Source organism: Clostridium sp. Marseille-P2415, from assembly GCF_900155545.1.
In the GTDB taxonomy this organism is placed as follows: Bacteria; Bacillota; Clostridia; order Lachnospirales; family Lachnospiraceae; genus Lacrimispora.
Window position 1 is genome coordinate 3,356,301 of record NZ_LT732526.1, and the last position, 16,088, is coordinate 3,372,388.

Annotated in this window: 13 protein-coding genes and 1 pseudogene; 1 reads left to right on the forward strand and 13 read right to left on the reverse strand. The window is 39.8% G+C overall.

The annotated features are described in order from the left end of the window. Nucleotides 1-104: 104 nt before the first annotated feature. From tnpA to BQ9856_RS20405, 13 genes and pseudogenes are all read right to left on the reverse strand, one after another. Entirely contained in the window at nt 105-533 is a 429-nt protein-coding gene (gene tnpA / locus BQ9856_RS20345) for an IS200/IS605 family transposase (protein WP_077611217.1), read from the reverse strand. 376 nt (nt 534-909) lie between these two features. Beyond that, nucleotides 910-1,320, reverse strand: a complete 411-nt coding sequence (locus BQ9856_RS20355; RefSeq protein WP_077612636.1) for a hypothetical protein — start codon at nt 1,318-1,320, stop codon at nt 910-912. 249 nt (nt 1,321-1,569) lie between these two features. Continuing rightward, nucleotides 1,570-2,391 carry a hypothetical protein gene (locus BQ9856_RS20360; RefSeq protein WP_077612637.1) on the reverse strand — a complete coding sequence of 274 codons (822 nt, stop codon included), beginning with the start codon at nt 2,389-2,391 and terminating at the stop codon, nt 1,570-1,572. Between the two features lie 294 nt (nt 2,392-2,685). Further along, entirely contained in the window at nt 2,686-3,441 is a 756-nt protein-coding gene (locus tag BQ9856_RS20365; protein ID WP_077612638.1) for a hypothetical protein, read from the reverse strand. Nucleotides 3,442-3,461: 20 nt separating this feature from the next. Further along, entirely contained in the window at nt 3,462-7,874 is a 4,413-nt protein-coding gene (locus BQ9856_RS20370) for a DUF6531 domain-containing protein (RefSeq protein ID WP_235839266.1), read from the reverse strand. A gap of 126 nt (nt 7,875-8,000) precedes the next feature. Continuing rightward, nucleotides 8,001-8,405: pseudogene (locus tag BQ9856_RS25855) on the reverse strand (PAAR-like protein); the annotation flags it as partial. A gap of 41 nt (nt 8,406-8,446) precedes the next feature. Further along, on the reverse strand, nt 8,447-8,992 hold the full coding sequence (locus BQ9856_RS20375) for a hypothetical protein (protein ID WP_235839267.1): 546 nt from the start codon (nt 8,990-8,992) through the stop codon (nt 8,447-8,449). Further along, entirely contained in the window at nt 8,971-9,543 is a 573-nt protein-coding gene (locus tag BQ9856_RS20380) for a hypothetical protein (RefSeq protein ID WP_139348741.1), read from the reverse strand. Before BQ9856_RS20380 ends, BQ9856_RS20375 begins: the two co-directional genes overlap by 22 nt. 12 nt (nt 9,544-9,555) lie before the next feature. Beyond that, nucleotides 9,556-10,956, reverse strand: a complete 1,401-nt coding sequence (locus BQ9856_RS20385) for a contractile injection system protein, VgrG/Pvc8 family (protein WP_077612641.1) — start codon at nt 10,954-10,956, stop codon at nt 9,556-9,558. Further along, a complete protein-coding gene (locus tag BQ9856_RS20390; protein WP_077612642.1) occupies nt 10,937-11,530 on the reverse strand; it encodes a hypothetical protein in 594 nt (197 codons plus the stop codon). The genes BQ9856_RS20385 and BQ9856_RS20390 overlap by 20 nt, the downstream gene beginning before the upstream one ends. Nucleotides 11,531-11,559: 29 nt before the next feature. Next, a complete protein-coding gene (locus tag BQ9856_RS20395; RefSeq protein ID WP_139348742.1) occupies nt 11,560-12,081 on the reverse strand; it encodes a hypothetical protein in 522 nt (173 codons plus the stop codon). Between the two features lie 9 nt (nt 12,082-12,090). Continuing rightward, nucleotides 12,091-12,303, reverse strand: a complete 213-nt coding sequence (locus BQ9856_RS20400; RefSeq protein ID WP_077612644.1) for a hypothetical protein — start codon at nt 12,301-12,303, stop codon at nt 12,091-12,093. A 32-nt stretch (nt 12,304-12,335) separates the two neighbouring features. After that, nucleotides 12,336-13,922 (reverse strand): contractile injection system protein, VgrG/Pvc8 family, encoded by a 1,587-nt coding sequence (locus BQ9856_RS20405; RefSeq protein WP_077612645.1) that lies wholly within the window; start codon nt 13,920-13,922, stop codon nt 12,336-12,338. A 370-nt stretch (nt 13,923-14,292) separates the two neighbouring features. On the opposite strand from BQ9856_RS20405, the gene BQ9856_RS20410 reads away from it, so the two are divergent. Beyond that, nucleotides 14,293-15,921: an IS1182 family transposase gene (locus BQ9856_RS20410; RefSeq protein ID WP_077612646.1), complete on the forward strand. Its 1,629-nt coding sequence runs from the start codon at nt 14,293-14,295 to the stop codon at nt 15,919-15,921. Nucleotides 15,922-16,088 lie beyond the last annotated feature (167 nt).

The following is a 16,088-nucleotide window of genomic DNA, read 5'->3' on the forward strand; positions in this document are numbered from 1 at the left end:
AGTCAGCAACCACCAGTTCAACTGGTGGTTTGATATTAGCCCTAATAAGGGCTTTCTTACTGCTCGCCCAATAGGGCGGTGTCGCAAGCATCCTTACTGGTCCGCTAAAAAGCGGTACTTCTCATATCTTCCTTGCGCGACTCTTCTGCTTGCTCTTTAATGTATTTCTGTACTGCTTCATCGGTTATATTACCAATGGTTTCTACATAATATCCTCGCGACCAAAACGCTTTATTCCAATTACTCTGCAATTCTGGATGTCTATCATAAATCATCAGCGTACTTTTTCCTTTCAAATAGCCCATGAAACTTGATATACTAAGCTTCGGCGGAATTGCTAAGCTTAAATGTACATGATCTACGCATACTGCTCCTGCTATTATTTCTACATTTTTATACTTGCATAGCGTACCAAGTATTTCTCGTACATCTTCTTTTATTTGTCCGTATAGTTGCTTTTTCCGATACTTTGGAATAAATACTATGTGGTACTGGCATTTCCATCTACTGTGTGATAAACTTTTATTGTCCATTGGGACTGCCTCCTATTTTTGAGTTTGGCTTGCGACACCATTCTCATTTTATCATAGGAGGCTTTTTCGTTATATCCTCACCGTTTCCACTTACACTATTCTCCCCAGCATAGCTGGGGGTTTAGTATTTTCAATTAGGTTTTCATAATACCAAAAGTATTCTTTTTTCCCCAATAATGTATATTCAATAACCTCTGTCGGACTCTGGCCTTCTATTTTCAACGTTTTTACCTTTTCCGTCCCAAGATTACCAAATATAAATCGATTCCCTTCAGTAATTCCAAAATTACACAAATAATCATATGCTGGAGCCTCTAGATGTAACATTTTTAATGGTTTTATTCTTGATTCACCTTCATATTCTGAACGTATTGCATCAACTAATGCATATTGCTTTTTTTTTATTTACTGTTCTTACTTTAAATTTAGCTGCAACAAATGCCTCTGCCTTTAAATTCTTGACTGAAATATAAAACATTGTCGCATAATTATCATTTTCAAAAACTTTAATAACATTATTTACTTTATTTGCATATGTATCATCACCAAAATAATAATCTGGATTGATAGTAAGTGCCTCTTCCATTGTATCAACATATATGGGATCTGGTTTTTCAGGCATTTTACCATCCCCGTTATACTCTATGTTTAAACTTACTGAACCATTTTCAGCGCTCTGATTCTTCGGTACAATTATTGCCCAAAAAACAAGTAAAGAAAACAGTGCTACAAATGTCCCTAAAATTATTAGTATAACAATTCCTAAATATTTTAATATCTTTTTCATAAGTTCCACCATCCTAAAATCACCAACATAAACCTCAATGTTTTTACTTTTTCCGTATCAATGGTTCCGAATATAAATTGATTCTCCTCCGTAATACCATATTCGGCTAAATAATCATCTAACGGAACTGCTCTATATAAATCAGGAATTATTTTCAATCAATGCTCTGGCGGACAGGGATATCGATCAAAACTGAACAAAATCAGTCGGTTGGTTTTAGACAATTCAAGCCATCAGTAATATCTTACTTTATATCTTTTTTAATTCTTTCCTCTTGTTATGATTAAATATCCAATAAGCAATCGCACCAACTGGTACCGATAAAAACACCTGTACACCAGTTGAATATTTCATTATTTTAGGCATAAATAGCGTATACACAAAAAATCCCACTTGAACATTTTCTGTCACAGTGAAGCACACACCTCCATATACAATCATTATCAAAAGAAGCCATAATCCCCAACGCTTCTGCTTCTTTTTTATACAAATACTTGATGTATATAAAGTAAAAATCACTTCTAGTATTGCACAAAAAGCCATGAACCACTGTGCAAAATCAAATTTTTGCCAAGTATTATATGTACCTGTCGCTTTCCCTTTACGAGTCAATTTAAAATGATTCAGCCCAGCCATCCCATTATAATTATCATCTATCGATAACTCAACTTGAAATGTATCCTCGGGACACTCAACTTGATAGGAGTATAGAATTCCTGCAGGTCGTTTTCCTTCTGCAGGTTTATATTTTTCGCCGCTCTTAGTATAGGTATATGTTTTTTTTGTACCCCAAATTTTCAGATGTTTACTAAAAAGGCCCGCATATGATTTTCTTGCTTTTTCTGTATTATCACCATGAATCCATAATCGGTAAGCTGCTTCCTCATCTTTATTATTAAATGCTTCCAGATATTGCTCTAAATAGGCTTCTGGCGTCATCTTTACGGAAGATTTTTCTGTATTTAACTCTGATGCAACAACTTCGCTAGAGCTAAGTCCACTTAAAATGACTGCATATAAACATAGAACTATAAATAAAAATAATTTTCTTATTATTTTAATTTTATTCATTTTTTACTATTCTCCATATAATAGTTTATTACAATTTTTTTCAAAGCAGGTATCGCAGCTTAAACGGATCCATTTTTCTCTTAATTACGGTTTATATGCCAATCTATATATGTGTAATCACCAAAATAATAATTAGGACTCGTACTAAGAGCTTCTTCCACATTATCTTTATAAATTGGGTCTGATTTTTCAAAAGTTAGCACTTCACCTTTCCTGTTATAATCTTAATTAATATTTACATAACCACTTTAGCAACTTCATCTATGTTAACAGTTAACCCAATTCCTGTAGCAATTAACTCCCCACATGAATTGAATTATTTTTTATATAATATAGTATTGCTCCTATAGGTAGAGACAAATAGATCTTTATCCCTCCCATTGCATATGCCTGCCACTTTGTCATAAATAATACCCTAATAAACATCCCAATACTTATACCATTTACTGTGGATATGCTGATTCCTCCATGTAGAAGAAGTATTAAAGCTAGCCAGAGTATCCACCATTTTCTTCTATTCTTGAAACAATAAAATGCTGTGTAAATTGATATCCCAAACTCAACAATACTCCAAAATATCATTCCCCAATAAATTATTCTTTCCTCGTGTCCCTTACCTAACCCTGCTTCATTTTCCTTCTGTAATTCGAAAGAAATAATTCCTCGCTGTCCATTGTCCATTTCACCAGTTATCATTCTTACTTTATAATTACAATTAGATGTTCTAATCTGATAAATCTGATATTTTCCTTCTTTTATATGCATACTTTTATTAGTCAATACTTCTTCTTTTAATAGTTCATATGAGTATTCTTTTTGCTCTCCCCACACTTGCTTTATCTGTTTAAATGATAATCGAAATTCCTCCTCAGTTTGAATATCCTGAATAACTAAGTTGTATATATCTTTATCATAATTATTATTGAGTGCTTGCATAATTTCAACCAAGTAAAAATCGTTATCTTCAGCAGCTAATACTTCAAAAATGTTTATGCTAATAAACATTGTAAAAATTACACATAAAAAAATTGCTATTTTATTATTCTTCACTCTTTCCACATCCTCTAGTTTTATTGTATTTGATTACATTGAATATCCTTAGGTATTACCCCTAAAGCCTCTGCTAATTTATCAAGATGAACAGTTACACTGACACCTCCACCATAAACATCATATAATTCTACACCAAAGGTCCAGCTAAGTCCTCCATCATAAGAAAAATTTGATATTCCAACTTCTGATTTTATATCTTCACCTGCTAGTACATCATCAATCTTTAATCCAAATGAAGCTTTCATATTTTTTATAATATCACCTTCTGCTCCCGCTTTAACTTTTACCTTAGGTTCTAACTTTTCATCTACATCTACATAGCCTTTAGCAACTAACCCTATCTTTGCCGGACCAACTGTTACTGCCCCTCCTAAACCTACTCCTGCTTCTGCATTCATATCAACTAAACTATCATATGTATCAAAAAAGTTTTCCCAACCTTCTCTCCATACCTTATCAGCTGCTTGTAATTGCCTTTCTATATACCAATTCATTAAATCCTCTGAGCGAATAGGCGTTTTTCCATCCATATCTACCCACTTCAATGAATTTCCCCAACAATACAAATATTCATTTAAAGTTATTGGTAATTTAATGTTTCCTTTAACCTTATCTTTTCCTCCAAATCTTCCAATCCAAGGCATATACTCTCTAGCCTGCGCAAAATAAGCCTTTGCTACCCCATCTTTCTGATACCCTGTATACCCAAATGGTTGCATATTTCCATGATTACCATATAAGTCCTTACCAAATTCATCGTATCCATATACAGTTCTATTTCTTTTTTGCATATCAAGTAGACGAATCGGACTTCCCAGTTCATCTTGTAAATATATATAAGAATCTCTTCCCTCTTTCATAGATGCCACATTAAAATCCCAGATATATTCCTGCATATTCATATCTTGCTCTGTAGTTTCTGTTTTAGCCAGAAGGTTATGATATGGCTTTGTTAAATCAATCAGGTAATCAATTTGAGCGGTCGTATCTTCTTTTTGGTAATCTGTATTCCCCCAGATCCCTATACAATTAGCGGACTGTTCCTTCGTGTAAATCTTCTTCTCAATCCTGTATCCAAGACCACAATATTTATAAAGTGCCATCTGGCCATCAGCGTTTACTGCCTTGCTCAAACAGTTAGTAGTATCAAATTCATAACCATTAACAGGCTTTCCTTCTAGAAGGATTTCAATCAAATTACCGCGATTATCGTATTTATATTTTTCCGTTTTCCTCATACCGTTTATTTCTAATAATTGATTAGCAGTATTATACTTATAGATTTCAGTTCCACCACTTTCCAGCTTCCTTATCCGGTTTCCAAATGCATCATAGTTATAGCTCCGCAGTCTTTTCGTGTCCTTATACACTTCTATCAAACGGTCTAACTTATCATAACGGTAGCTATAGATACCATTTTCTTCCTTTAGATTTTTGCATATTTCTTCTGATAGATGTTTAGAAGAGAGCGGAATTTTTCTCTGTTTTATAATCTCTGTTTTATTCCCTGCCAAATCATACTCATAATCATACCTCTCCAAAATATCTCCATCTGCTTTATGAGTCAGACAGCTTAAAAGTCCCAAAGAATTGTATTGATAATTGGTAATGATTCCGTTAAGGAAACGCTTCTCCATCAGACGTCCTTCCTTATCGTAATGATAGGTAATGTCTTCTCCCTCATAAATCAAACGGCTCAAACGGGATAATTCATCATATTCATAAGACACCTTTCTGCCATCCGGATAGACAATACCTGTCCGCTCACCGATCTTACTCCATTCATAACCAATTTCCCGTCCCTTATAATCAGTAATCTTTCTTGTTCGACCTGCCTCGTCAAGTTCTACCTTGGTCGTTCCCAACCAGTCTTTCACTTCTATGAGGTGTTTTAACGCATTATACTGAAAACATACGCTTCGGTTGTCTGCATAGATGATTTCACTAAGTTCACCTGTCTTTGTATAATTATAACGGGTTTCATACCCTTCTTTATCCAATTTCACAATCATTTGTCCTGCCTGGTTATAAGTATAATGCTCCATCAATCCCATTGGATCGGTTATGGTTTCAATCATTCCCAGTACATTACGTTCATATCTTGTCAAATGAACTTTATTTGAATTATAATCCTTATTATTTATATGTAAATCACCATATTTCAGTAAAGTATCTCTTCCCTCATGCTGGCAAATGATGATGAGATTATCCATAGCATCATAACCATACTCTGTCTTATTTCCCATAGCATCTATTACTGCGATCAGATTCCCTCCCATGGAATACTCATACTTAGTGACATTTCCTAAAGTATCTGTCACAGAAGTTACATTTCCAACTGCATCATAAGTATAACATACTTTCTGGCCCAAACTGCTTTTTACGTTTACAAGCTTATCTAGACAGTCATAAGTATACTCTAAATAATCTCCCTTCTGATTTTCACGACGCAATAAGTTCCCGTTCTTATCATAGGAATACTGCTCATAGCTGCCATCTGGGTAAACAGTCTTTTCTAAAACACCTCCTGTACCATATTCATAGAATATTTTCCTCTGCTTGGAATCAATTACACAGGATATCTTTCCCAAATCATTATATTCATACCTGATTACATTTCCCAGAATATCTGTTTCACTGATTTTTTGACCTGCTTCATCATAGGTGTATGCTATAGACTGACCCATGGAATTGGTAATACTTATTAAATTTCCTTCCATATCATAGTCATATACCGTCCTTGCTCCACCAGCATCAACAACCTCTGTCACGCGGTTTCTTTCATCATATTCCATGGTTGTTTTATTTCCATTTACATCTGTCATTACTGTCCGATTTCCATTGGTATCGTATTCATAATAAATTGATCCTCCGGTGGGAAGAGTTGATTTTTCCAGTCTATTTAAACTATTATATTTATATAAATACTCTGCTCCGTTGGGAGTAATTCGTTTGGCAACATTCTGCATCTGGTCATACTCCAATATTTCCTTTCCTCCATCTGGAGTAATGACAGAGCTTACCTGATTCATATTATTATATTCCAGACAAGTAACAGCTCCATTAAAATCTATAACCTTTGTTACCTTACCGCTTTTCGTATATTCATAAATACGCCGTTTCCCTTGCGCGTTAATAACGCCAGTTATCCTGTCACCTGTATCATATTCATAACTTGTCCTGTTTCCATTCCCATCAACGGTTTTTACTACCCTGTTTAACGCATCATAAGCATAGCTGGTTGTATTCTTAGACCCATCCATAATTTTAGAAATATTACTATGCTCATCATATTCTAGGTAGATATGGCTTTTATCTGTCTGAACAATCTCCTTTACTCTTCCCTGCGTATCATAAATAAATTTCTGTTCTCTTCCCAATGCATCCTCCATATGGAGTAGATTTCCTTTGTTATCATATGTGTTTTTTATTTTCATTACGCCATTTATGGATAATACCAGTAGGCGGTTATTCGCATCATATGTCATGTTATGTTTACAACCGTCTGGATAGATAATCTGAGATAAATTTCCTTTATCATCATAAGCTAATTTTATCATATTTCCGTTCTTGTCGACATGCCTAGTCAACTGGTTCCTGTCATTATATTCAAATGTCTCTTCCCCATCCTCATAAATGGTACGGATATTTCGCAGCCGTTCATCACATTCATAGATAATCATATTTCCGTTTTGCTCTTTCATATACGTACGGTTATTCTTATCGTCATAACGCAGTTCCACCACGCCACCATCCGGCATGGTCTGTTTCCATACACGGTCAGCACCGTCATATTTATTTCTTACGCCCGCAATATTTCGAGGTGTCACAACTCCATTGAGCTTTCCATTCTCGTTGTAATCATATGTATAGGTACAGCCACTTGAATTGATAAACCAGCGAAGTTTTCCATACTGATATCTTAAACTCACCTTCCGCCCGGTATGGTCCTCCACATAGATCAGGTTCTTTTCCTTGTTATATGTATAATTTAACTGACCGCCTGTTCCGTTTCCCACACTCTCCAAAAATCCATCCTCGTTATACGTAAATATCCGACGGTTGCCGTTTTTGTCTCTTTGGGTACACAGCCTGCCATCGCAGTCGAACTCATAAACAGTCCCATCCTCCTGCTCATAAAAATATACGTTTCCTGACTTCTTAAGACTTCCTCCATCCCCCATTACCGGGGCGTACTCTCCCCCCAGCTTCCGGCAGTAAGGCAGTTCCCGGCCGTCTTCCAGGACGATTCCCAGCAGTTCTTCCTCTTTGATTTTTATCAGGCGCACTCCGTAATTATGGCTCCATCCCTCTCCCAGGTTTCCCTGATTTCCACATTCCATTGCATTATAAAACAGCTTAAAGCTCAAGGGCATAGTCCCTTTGATGACAAGATCTTCTTTTTCATAGATATAATTCCCGGTATTCATATTGATCGGGTCCTTGCCAAAGACATGGCAAAGCATATTTTTCCCTGCGGCCCAGCGGACCACGTTCTGATAACGCTTCAGAAAGGCTTCCCAGTTAATCGCCCCATCATACCCCTGGCCAGATGTGACCGGTATAATGATTCCTCCCTTTTTACACAACAAAACGGAACTCATACTAATTGCATCTTCCCCGCCGACTGTTTCAGCTTTTGTGGCTGACACTGCAGTATTCTCCCATTTTTCCACTAAATCCATAAATCCTTCACATTGATGGTTATCTTCATTTTTCTTACATTCTCCAAAGTAAGGAATATTCTCACATGCCTTACAATCCTTACAATTGGCTTTTTGCTTTCCACCACTGGTATAGTTATGGTTTTTCGGTAACTTAAGCTGGGTAACACAGCTTCCATTCACGCAGACCAGCTTTGCTCCCTCCACCAGATACTCTGTGCTGTCTGCGGCCTTCTGCGCCTGATTGAAAACCTCACCAACCCCCAGTCCGGAATTCAGTTTCCCTGTCTCACTCATCACCGTTCCTCCTTGTCTTTTATTGAATCTCCTCCGGTCCTTTATACCGGACAGTCCATGCTGTCTGTCAAACGTACCTCTTTCAGTTCCATTCCAACAATTTCCCGTTCCAGCAGACTTTCCGCTAAGTCCATGCGGATGATTGCCGCACTCTCCATCCCTATCCTTACACGAAACAGAGGAAGCCCGTTCATTTTTCTCCTAGTCAGGATGATCTCGCGCTGCCCCGGGCCTGGTTTTCCTGCCAGACACTCCTCTTCTTCCAGCACCGGACAGAAATAGGAAGCACACTCCCCTTTCCCTGTATCGAATAGTGCAAAGAACAAAAACGGAATAGCTGAATCATATAAAGCTGTCACCTCCATAGCTGTCCTGGAAAACAAAAGGAATGGCTTATCAATGACATCCGGAAATATCCCGTCCATGCCAAGTTTCGCATTAAGCTGAATGGAGGGCGGCATCTTCTGGTACTCGTCCCGTGTTAACATCCTTACATCGATGGTCTGGCTCCAATTTATGATCTGCGGAAAAGGATTTTTATCTCCATTGGTCAATATAAAATATTTCATTTTTCCTTCATACGCCAAAGGATCTCCCCCTCTCCCTGATATCTTCCGAAAAAGGCAGTAAAATTTTCAGCCTTTACTGCCTTTTGAAAAGCTTCCGTTTCCATGATCTCTCCTGCCAAATCAAAGCACAGCTGACGAACCGCTGCATAGTAATAGTCCACACATATCCTGCGGACAGCCTCTTCCTCATACCTCCAGATCCTGGGGTACTGTCTCCGTAAGCCTGTCATCACGGATTCCATGTCTTCCTCAAAGCATTCAAAAAAGCAGGGAGGACGCCAGTACAGTTCTGCCGGAGCCGGATCAAAAAAGAATTCTTCGTTATGCAGGGACAACCGGAATTCATGACTTCCGGTCTGAAGGCTGGTGTGGAGATAGCAGATCCCCAGCCATGACCATTTTTTCTGCTCATCCACCGCCTGACTGAATAACCGTACAAAGGCATCCACCGCTTCATTTCTGCACTCCTTTTTCCGGTATTCTCGCTCCAGCCTGCGGCACTGGGAAGCAAATAACTCTTCCTCGGCATCTTGGGCGGCTCTCTCCAATTCTTTTATCCGGTCCATCATGATTCCTCCTGCCTATTGTACTTTCAGTTCTCCTCCGGTAAATGAGATGCCCTGATCTATATCAATGCTGGTTGTCTTCTGTTTCAGATTTACGGATGCCGTCCCGGCCGCTATGAGTGAACCGGTCTCACTGGAAATCGTTAAGTCGTCCTTAGCCTTTATCACGATGTCATGCTGGCTTACAATTTGCACCCCTTTTGCGTCATTTAATTCAATTTTCGTCCCCTGGTTATTGGTAATTACAATGGAGTCCGGGGTAAAACGGATTTCCTTCTGGTATTTATTCTTGATGATCTTGTGCTCCGGATTTTTCCGGTCCGGGCTTTCCGTATCCAGATGGACGGAGCTGACCACATAAGCCTCTTCTTCCCTTTGTTCCGGTATATGCAGCCGTACTGCATCGCCGGCTTCCGGCATGCAGTACCAGCCGGTTCCGTCAAGAGCAGAATAAACCGTAGAGTATGGATACCACAGGTTGATATTCTGCTCCTGGTTTTCATCCTTTAAAACCTTTACCATCACTTTATCCTCTTTCACCTGCAGGACCTCTGCCTGGAAGGAACAGCCGGACCTGTCTTCCTGAAATGTTTCCGGAAAGTCCATGCCGGACCTGGATTTTAAATGGCATGTATGAAGCATTTCTCCTCTTTCATATCTGCTGTCCATTTTCCAGACAAAGAGCTGCAGTCCGTTTACCGTTAGCTGGTCCCCGATCTGGTAATCCTCCCGGCTCTGCAGGATGTATTCCAGACAGGCCCCTTCCTGCATTTCCTGCAGTCCCTGGTTCCGTTTCCTGCGGTAGTCTCCCAAATCCTTTTTCACAGTATATTTGATGGAATTTGGAAGATCATAACGTTCCCCCTCTGGTAAGTCATAAAAATATTTAACTCCGCATATTCTGGTACCTGGTACAAGGAAGCTATGAAATCTTGCTGCCATCCGCTTTAAAAATTCCCAATCAGTCTCTCTGTGCTGCAGCACCAGTTTTCCTGTTGTATCCGTGAGAGGCCGGTTTTTGATGAGCCCTGAGTTCTCATAAGTACCGGTGATCTGTTCAAATATCTTTTCATATGTGACTGTGCTGTCCTGAAAGGTCCTGAAATGCGGTTTTAGATCCATAAAGTATGTACCCGTAGTTATCTCCAGGGTCATCTTTTTCTGGTCTTTCATGCTTTCAATCGAAAAACCGGTGACAATTCCCCAGAAAAGTGTCTGTGTTTCGCCGTCTTTTCCTACTTCTTCTATTTTTTCCCATACATCACCGGTCAGCTGCTTTATATAAATTTCTTCATCCTTATCCGCAATGTATCCGCTTATTACAGCTGTGCCATGTTCATTAATTTCTCTGCTGACCTTAAGTTCTCTGATCTCTAAAAACTGCAGCGGTTCTGTTTTAAGATTGTATTCTTTCACGTTCTTCCTCCTCTGTCTGTATTGTCCCTAGCATTTTCAGGATTTTCGGCCTCCATCTGTCGTAGTCCTTAAATATGCAGTAAAAGGTTCCTATCATTAATTTTCCCTCCGAAAGAAACAGAAACATCATATTATATACCCGTTCATCGGCGGCAAAGCTTTTATAGTCGAACCATGCAACAGGGATATTTCCAGATACATTTCCCTGGTCGTAGAAAACGTTCTTTTCGTCTGCCCGTTTCAGTATTTGGCGCATTCGTTCCCTCTCATCTTCCAAATTCATAACGGCTCTCTCGTTTTCCAGTCTTGCAGTCTGGAAAGTAAGTCCTGCGTGTTCATGTGAATTGACGAGAACCATCTCCGGCCGGTTTTTGGAAAAGAAGACAGACGCTGCTTTTTCCCTTCTGATCTCCTCAAAACCAGCAGGAATTTTAAGTAAAAAACCAGGGCCATAAAACTCCGGCCAGCCAGACGATTCTCTTCCCCGCTCTTTCGTTTCCGATTTTATCTTGTGCAGCTCCTTCTGTATTTGAAGGAATACTTTATCAATATCGTCATCCTTAACCTCTTCCATCCGGTTTCCTCCCAACTTTTCCTGAAATACTAAGCGGTTTCACGCAACGTGTTAAAGAACTGCTTTAACAGAACCGCCCATTTCATGCGGTCCTGCTCCGGATATGTAGCTGTAGCAAGGAACATTTGGTTACGAACTGACAGGACCGCCTTTGCATGATGCTGCTTTTCTCCGGCTTCTTCCAGTTCCATAGTAAACCAGCCTGCCGGATACTTTCCGGCTGCATACAAATGAACCGGCGACAGCTCACTCCTTGGATGTCTGCTGTTGATGTATTCCCTGACCGCCTCCGCTGCTTTTCTCGTTTCTTCCGGTCCCAGCTTTTTATCAATCAGCTGGAATGTCATCTGATTTTTTCCATCCGCATCTGCCAGGATCATTTCCGGGCGTTCCTCATATGGGTAAAACATCTCTTTCATGCTCTCCGGCATCTGCTTAAGCTCTGCCGGGATCTCTGCCGACAATCTCCCATCGGCCAACACAATCCGTTCCAGGACAACCCGTTCCTGGAGACACCCTTCTGCATCCGGATCATACAATATGTTCATCATTCATACACCTTATTCATTTTTTTCCTGAAAACTGATGGCAAAATTCTTTATGATCTGCTTCCTTTTGTCCAAGCGCTGCTGTGCCTTAGCCTGCTCCGAACGGAATACCTTCTGTTCAAGCATGGCTGCGGCATCCAACCGGCTGCTGACTGCATTCAGCCGGTTAATTTTTTCAATTGCGGGACTTTTCCCCACCCCGCCGATTTTTATGGTTTTACTCATCTTTTCATCTCCACCTCCCTTAGGAACTTTTCCTATCTGGCCTTTACCATATCCACCCTTGTCCCTGTTATCTGCCGTTCCAGCCCGGTAGAGCCGGCTGCGCATGGAGTGGAGGCCATCACCGCATTCTCCGCTCCTCTCATATCATATTTTTCAGAATCTGAAGAATCAAACACGGGAAATCCGGCATCTTTGCTTCCTTCCATTTTTACTTTCCCGAACTTTCCAATGGAATCAAATCCATTGCACATATTGATAACTGTTGGAGACAGGATATTCCTTCTTACAATCGAAATTTCCTGGGGAGCCTGAAAAGATACCCGGCTGCCTTTCAGCCACACCCCTTTCCTGGCCAGGACTGTCACCTCCCGGCTGCTCTCGATGTCCGCTCCCGCCCTGTCATGAATTTCTGCTTTTAACGGAACTTTCTGCTTTAGATCCACAAATCCCAGGCTGTCCGGCAATAGATACATACGTTTATCCTTTGCCGTTGTAAAATACCGCCTGGAAGGATCCCCCATCTCTCCATTGCCGGTTCCGTTTTTCCGGATACTGCTGCTGGCCCTGGCATTGCCTTCTCCGTCATCAAAAGTGACCGCGATACGCTCTCCGGTTTCCGGCATACAATACATCAGATTACTGGTTTCCGGCATCCATGGATACCAATACCCTTCCTGGGAAGACTGCTCCCCGTCAATGTCCAGCTTAACCCGTACAGATTCCTGTTTCGTTTCCAGCACCGTTCCGGCCAGGGAAATCCCGGCCATTTTGGGATTGCCGTATCCGGCCGTCCCGAATGCTTCGGGGGAACCCACTGTATAATGGTAAACCAGCAGGCCATTTTCCAGCCTGCACCTTTTTGCTAAAACCACCGTCTCCCGGCCATCGGACATAGATATGCGGTCTCCGGGCTTCCAGCTTTCATAACTGCTTATTTCATGACAAATAAACTGGTGTTTTGCAAAATGGTACTGATCTCGGTCAAAAGTATAGTAAGTCTTATCAAACCAGGTTCTCTCAGGCCGGATTCCTTTCCCTTCTGCCGAATCCCCAAGAGGCAGGCCAAAATACAGTTGCGGCTTTAAGGAAACTCCTCCCGGAAGCAGGGAAGTTCCTAATTGCCCTGCAATCCGTTTTAAAAATTCCCAGTCCGTTTCTCTGTATTGATAGATCGGTCTGCCGATTTTCCGGTCTTTGATATGAAAGATCACATCAGCATTTTCTGTGTCTGATAATACACTTCTCACCAGTTCCTCATAAGTCATATCAATCTTTTGAAATGATCTGCTTTTCTCTTCTAAGTCCAGCAATTCCGTAGGCGATACTGCCTCAATCCTTGCTTTATACCCATTCCCTTCCTGCCATATCTCAATATTTTTCATGAAACCGCAGAATATAGGCGAAGCGGCTTTATTTCCATTTTCATCTGCGGCTGAAACCGTTACACTGCTTCCCTCCAGTTTTTGGAAAACAGGAGACTCTCCTGTTTCAGCGGGTACATATCCTGTTATCCTGGCAACGGTATGGCAGTTTTTCTCTATTTTTATATCAAATTCCTGAATTTCACTGATGTTCAATTCGCTGCTGATTATTAGGCTTCCTGATGTAACTACATCCATAAAATAGCACCTCCCGAATCTGGTTGGATTTATATTAGTTACCAATAAATTCCATTTTTATATCATTACATTATACACCAAAAATCTACAAAAATCTTTATCATATAATAAATAACTGCTTAAATGTAACTTTTGGTAATATTTTACTGTTTTTATCGTAATTTAAGCAGTAATTTAAAACCGTTTGTTAAAATATTAAAGTATTATTATATCGAAAAGGGGCTGTCGCACTAAGTAATTAGTGCGCAGCCTCTTTGCTTGCAAAAATTTAAGGGGCTGTCGCACTAAGTAATTAGTGCGCAGCCTCTTTGCTTGCAAAAATTTAAGAGCCGGGCTTTGTAAAGCCCGGCTCTTGGTGTAAAATATATTTATGCTACTAAATAAAATTCTACAAAAAGATTATACTATGGTTCAAGATTTTTATCAATTAAAACTACCATTAAATATCGATTGTATAATCCCAGATAATGATTCTGTGCGTTTGCTAAGTCAGGTTGTAGAGGAGATGGATATTTCAGAGTTATATTCGACTTATTCCCGAATTCGGAAAAATACTGCAACGCCAAGACAGATGCTGAAGATTATGCTGTATGCTTACATGAACCGCATCTATTCTGCAAGAGATATTGAAAGAGCCTGTCATCGTGACATTAATTTCATGTTCTTATTAGAGGATTCCAAAGCTCCGGATCATGCCACCATTGCCAGATTCCGTTCACTCCATTTTTCTTCCTGTTCAAAGAAAATGTTAGCTCAAATGTCTGTCCTGCTGTTTGAACTTGGTGAAATCTCCGGAAAGGATATCTTTATTGACGGTACCAAGATTGAAGCCTGTGCGAATAAGTACACGTTTGTCTGGAAAAAATCAGTGACTAAAAATCTCGCAAAACTGTTAGAAAAACTTGCAGCTTTTGTAGAAGAATGTGAAGAAGAATACGGTATTAAAGTTGTGTACCATAATCAAGTTCAACTGCATCATGTAAAGAAACTCCGCAAAAAACTTTATAAGATCAAAGCCGAAGAAGGAATTGAATTCGTCCATGGAATCGGAAAACGTAAAACACAGTTGCAGCGCTCAATTGAGCGACTAGAAGATTATCTGGATAAGCTGAAAGAATACACAAAGAAAATCTACCAATGCGGTAGTCGTAATAGTTATTCAAAAACGGATCCAGATGCAACCTTTATGCGAATGAAAGAAGATGCGATGCTGAATGGACAGCTGAAGCCAGGCTATAACCTTCAGCATGGTGTGGATTCGGAATACATCACATGGCTTACGATCGGGCCACAGCCAACAGATACCACAACACTGATCCCATTTCTGAAAGATATGGAAGAACATTTAAATTTCAAATATAAAAACATCGTAGCGGACTCTGGATATGAAAGCGAGGAGAATTACCTATATATTGAAGAAAATGAACAGGTTTCATTCATCAAGCCTGCAAACTATGAGATTTCCAAGACGCGAAAATATAAAACAGATATAAGCCGCAGAGAAAACATGGAATATAACACAGAAAACGACTGCTATACCTGCAAAGCCGGGAAAAAACTTGTTTTAACAGGTACGAAACAAGGGAAAAGCAAAACGGGTTATGTAATCAGAAAAAACATCTATACCTGTGAGGACTGCTATGATTGTCCGTACAAAAGGGAATGTATCAAAGGAAACAACAGTAAGATACCTTTTGAAGAACGAGTAAAACGGCTTGAAGTATCAAAGGTGTTCCAACAAAAACGAGCAGAAGATCTGGAACGTATTCTCTCTGATGAAGGCTGTCAGCTTCGAATGAACAGAAGCATCCAGGCTGAGGGTTCATTTGCTGATGTGAAAACAGATATGAATTTCCATCGCTATCTATGCAGAGGGAAAAACAATGTACTTGCGGAAAGCGTTCTTCTTGCAATGGCTCACAACGTGAATAAGCTGCACCATAAGATCCAAAGAGAATGTACAGGAACACATCTGTTTAACCTTAAAGAAAGCGCATAAATTTAAAAAACCTTAAATAGCAGACAACTAAAAGCCGCTGAACAATCAGAGGTATAGTAGTTGTCTGCTATTTTTCTTTGTTCGTAAATCCAGAATAAAAATGAACTCTAAAAGCACTCAAAAGAGCTGGGCACCAGCTGATTTTAATCAACTAGTGCGACAGCCCC

Bases quoted from the DNA above. Each gene is read 5' to 3' on its own strand.
- BQ9856_RS20370 (WP_235839266.1), bottom strand. From the start codon at position 7,874: ATGAATACCGGGAATTATATCTATGAAAAAGAAGATCTTGTCATCAAA.
- BQ9856_RS20355 (WP_077612636.1), bottom strand. From the start codon at position 1,320: ATGAAAAAGATATTAAAATATTTAGGAATTGTTATACTAATAATTTTA.
- BQ9856_RS20380 (WP_139348741.1), bottom strand. From the start codon at position 9,543: ATGATGGACCGGATAAAAGAATTGGAGAGAGCCGCCCAAGATGCCGAG.
- tnpA (WP_077611217.1), bottom strand. From the start codon at position 533: ATGGACAATAAAAGTTTATCACACAGTAGATGGAAATGCCAGTACCAC.
- BQ9856_RS20360 (WP_077612637.1), bottom strand. From the start codon at position 2,391: ATGAATAAAATTAAAATAATAAGAAAATTATTTTTATTTATAGTTCTA.
- BQ9856_RS20395 (WP_139348742.1), bottom strand. From the start codon at position 12,081: ATGATGAACATATTGTATGATCCGGATGCAGAAGGGTGTCTCCAGGAA.
- BQ9856_RS20410 (WP_077612646.1), top strand. From the start codon at position 14,293: ATGCTACTAAATAAAATTCTACAAAAAGATTATACTATGGTTCAAGAT.
- BQ9856_RS20400 (WP_077612644.1), bottom strand. From the start codon at position 12,303: ATGAGTAAAACCATAAAAATCGGCGGGGTGGGGAAAAGTCCCGCAATT.
- BQ9856_RS20390 (WP_077612642.1), bottom strand. From the start codon at position 11,530: ATGGAAGAGGTTAAGGATGACGATATTGATAAAGTATTCCTTCAAATA.
- BQ9856_RS20405 (WP_077612645.1), bottom strand. From the start codon at position 13,922: ATGGATGTAGTTACATCAGGAAGCCTAATAATCAGCAGCGAATTGAAC.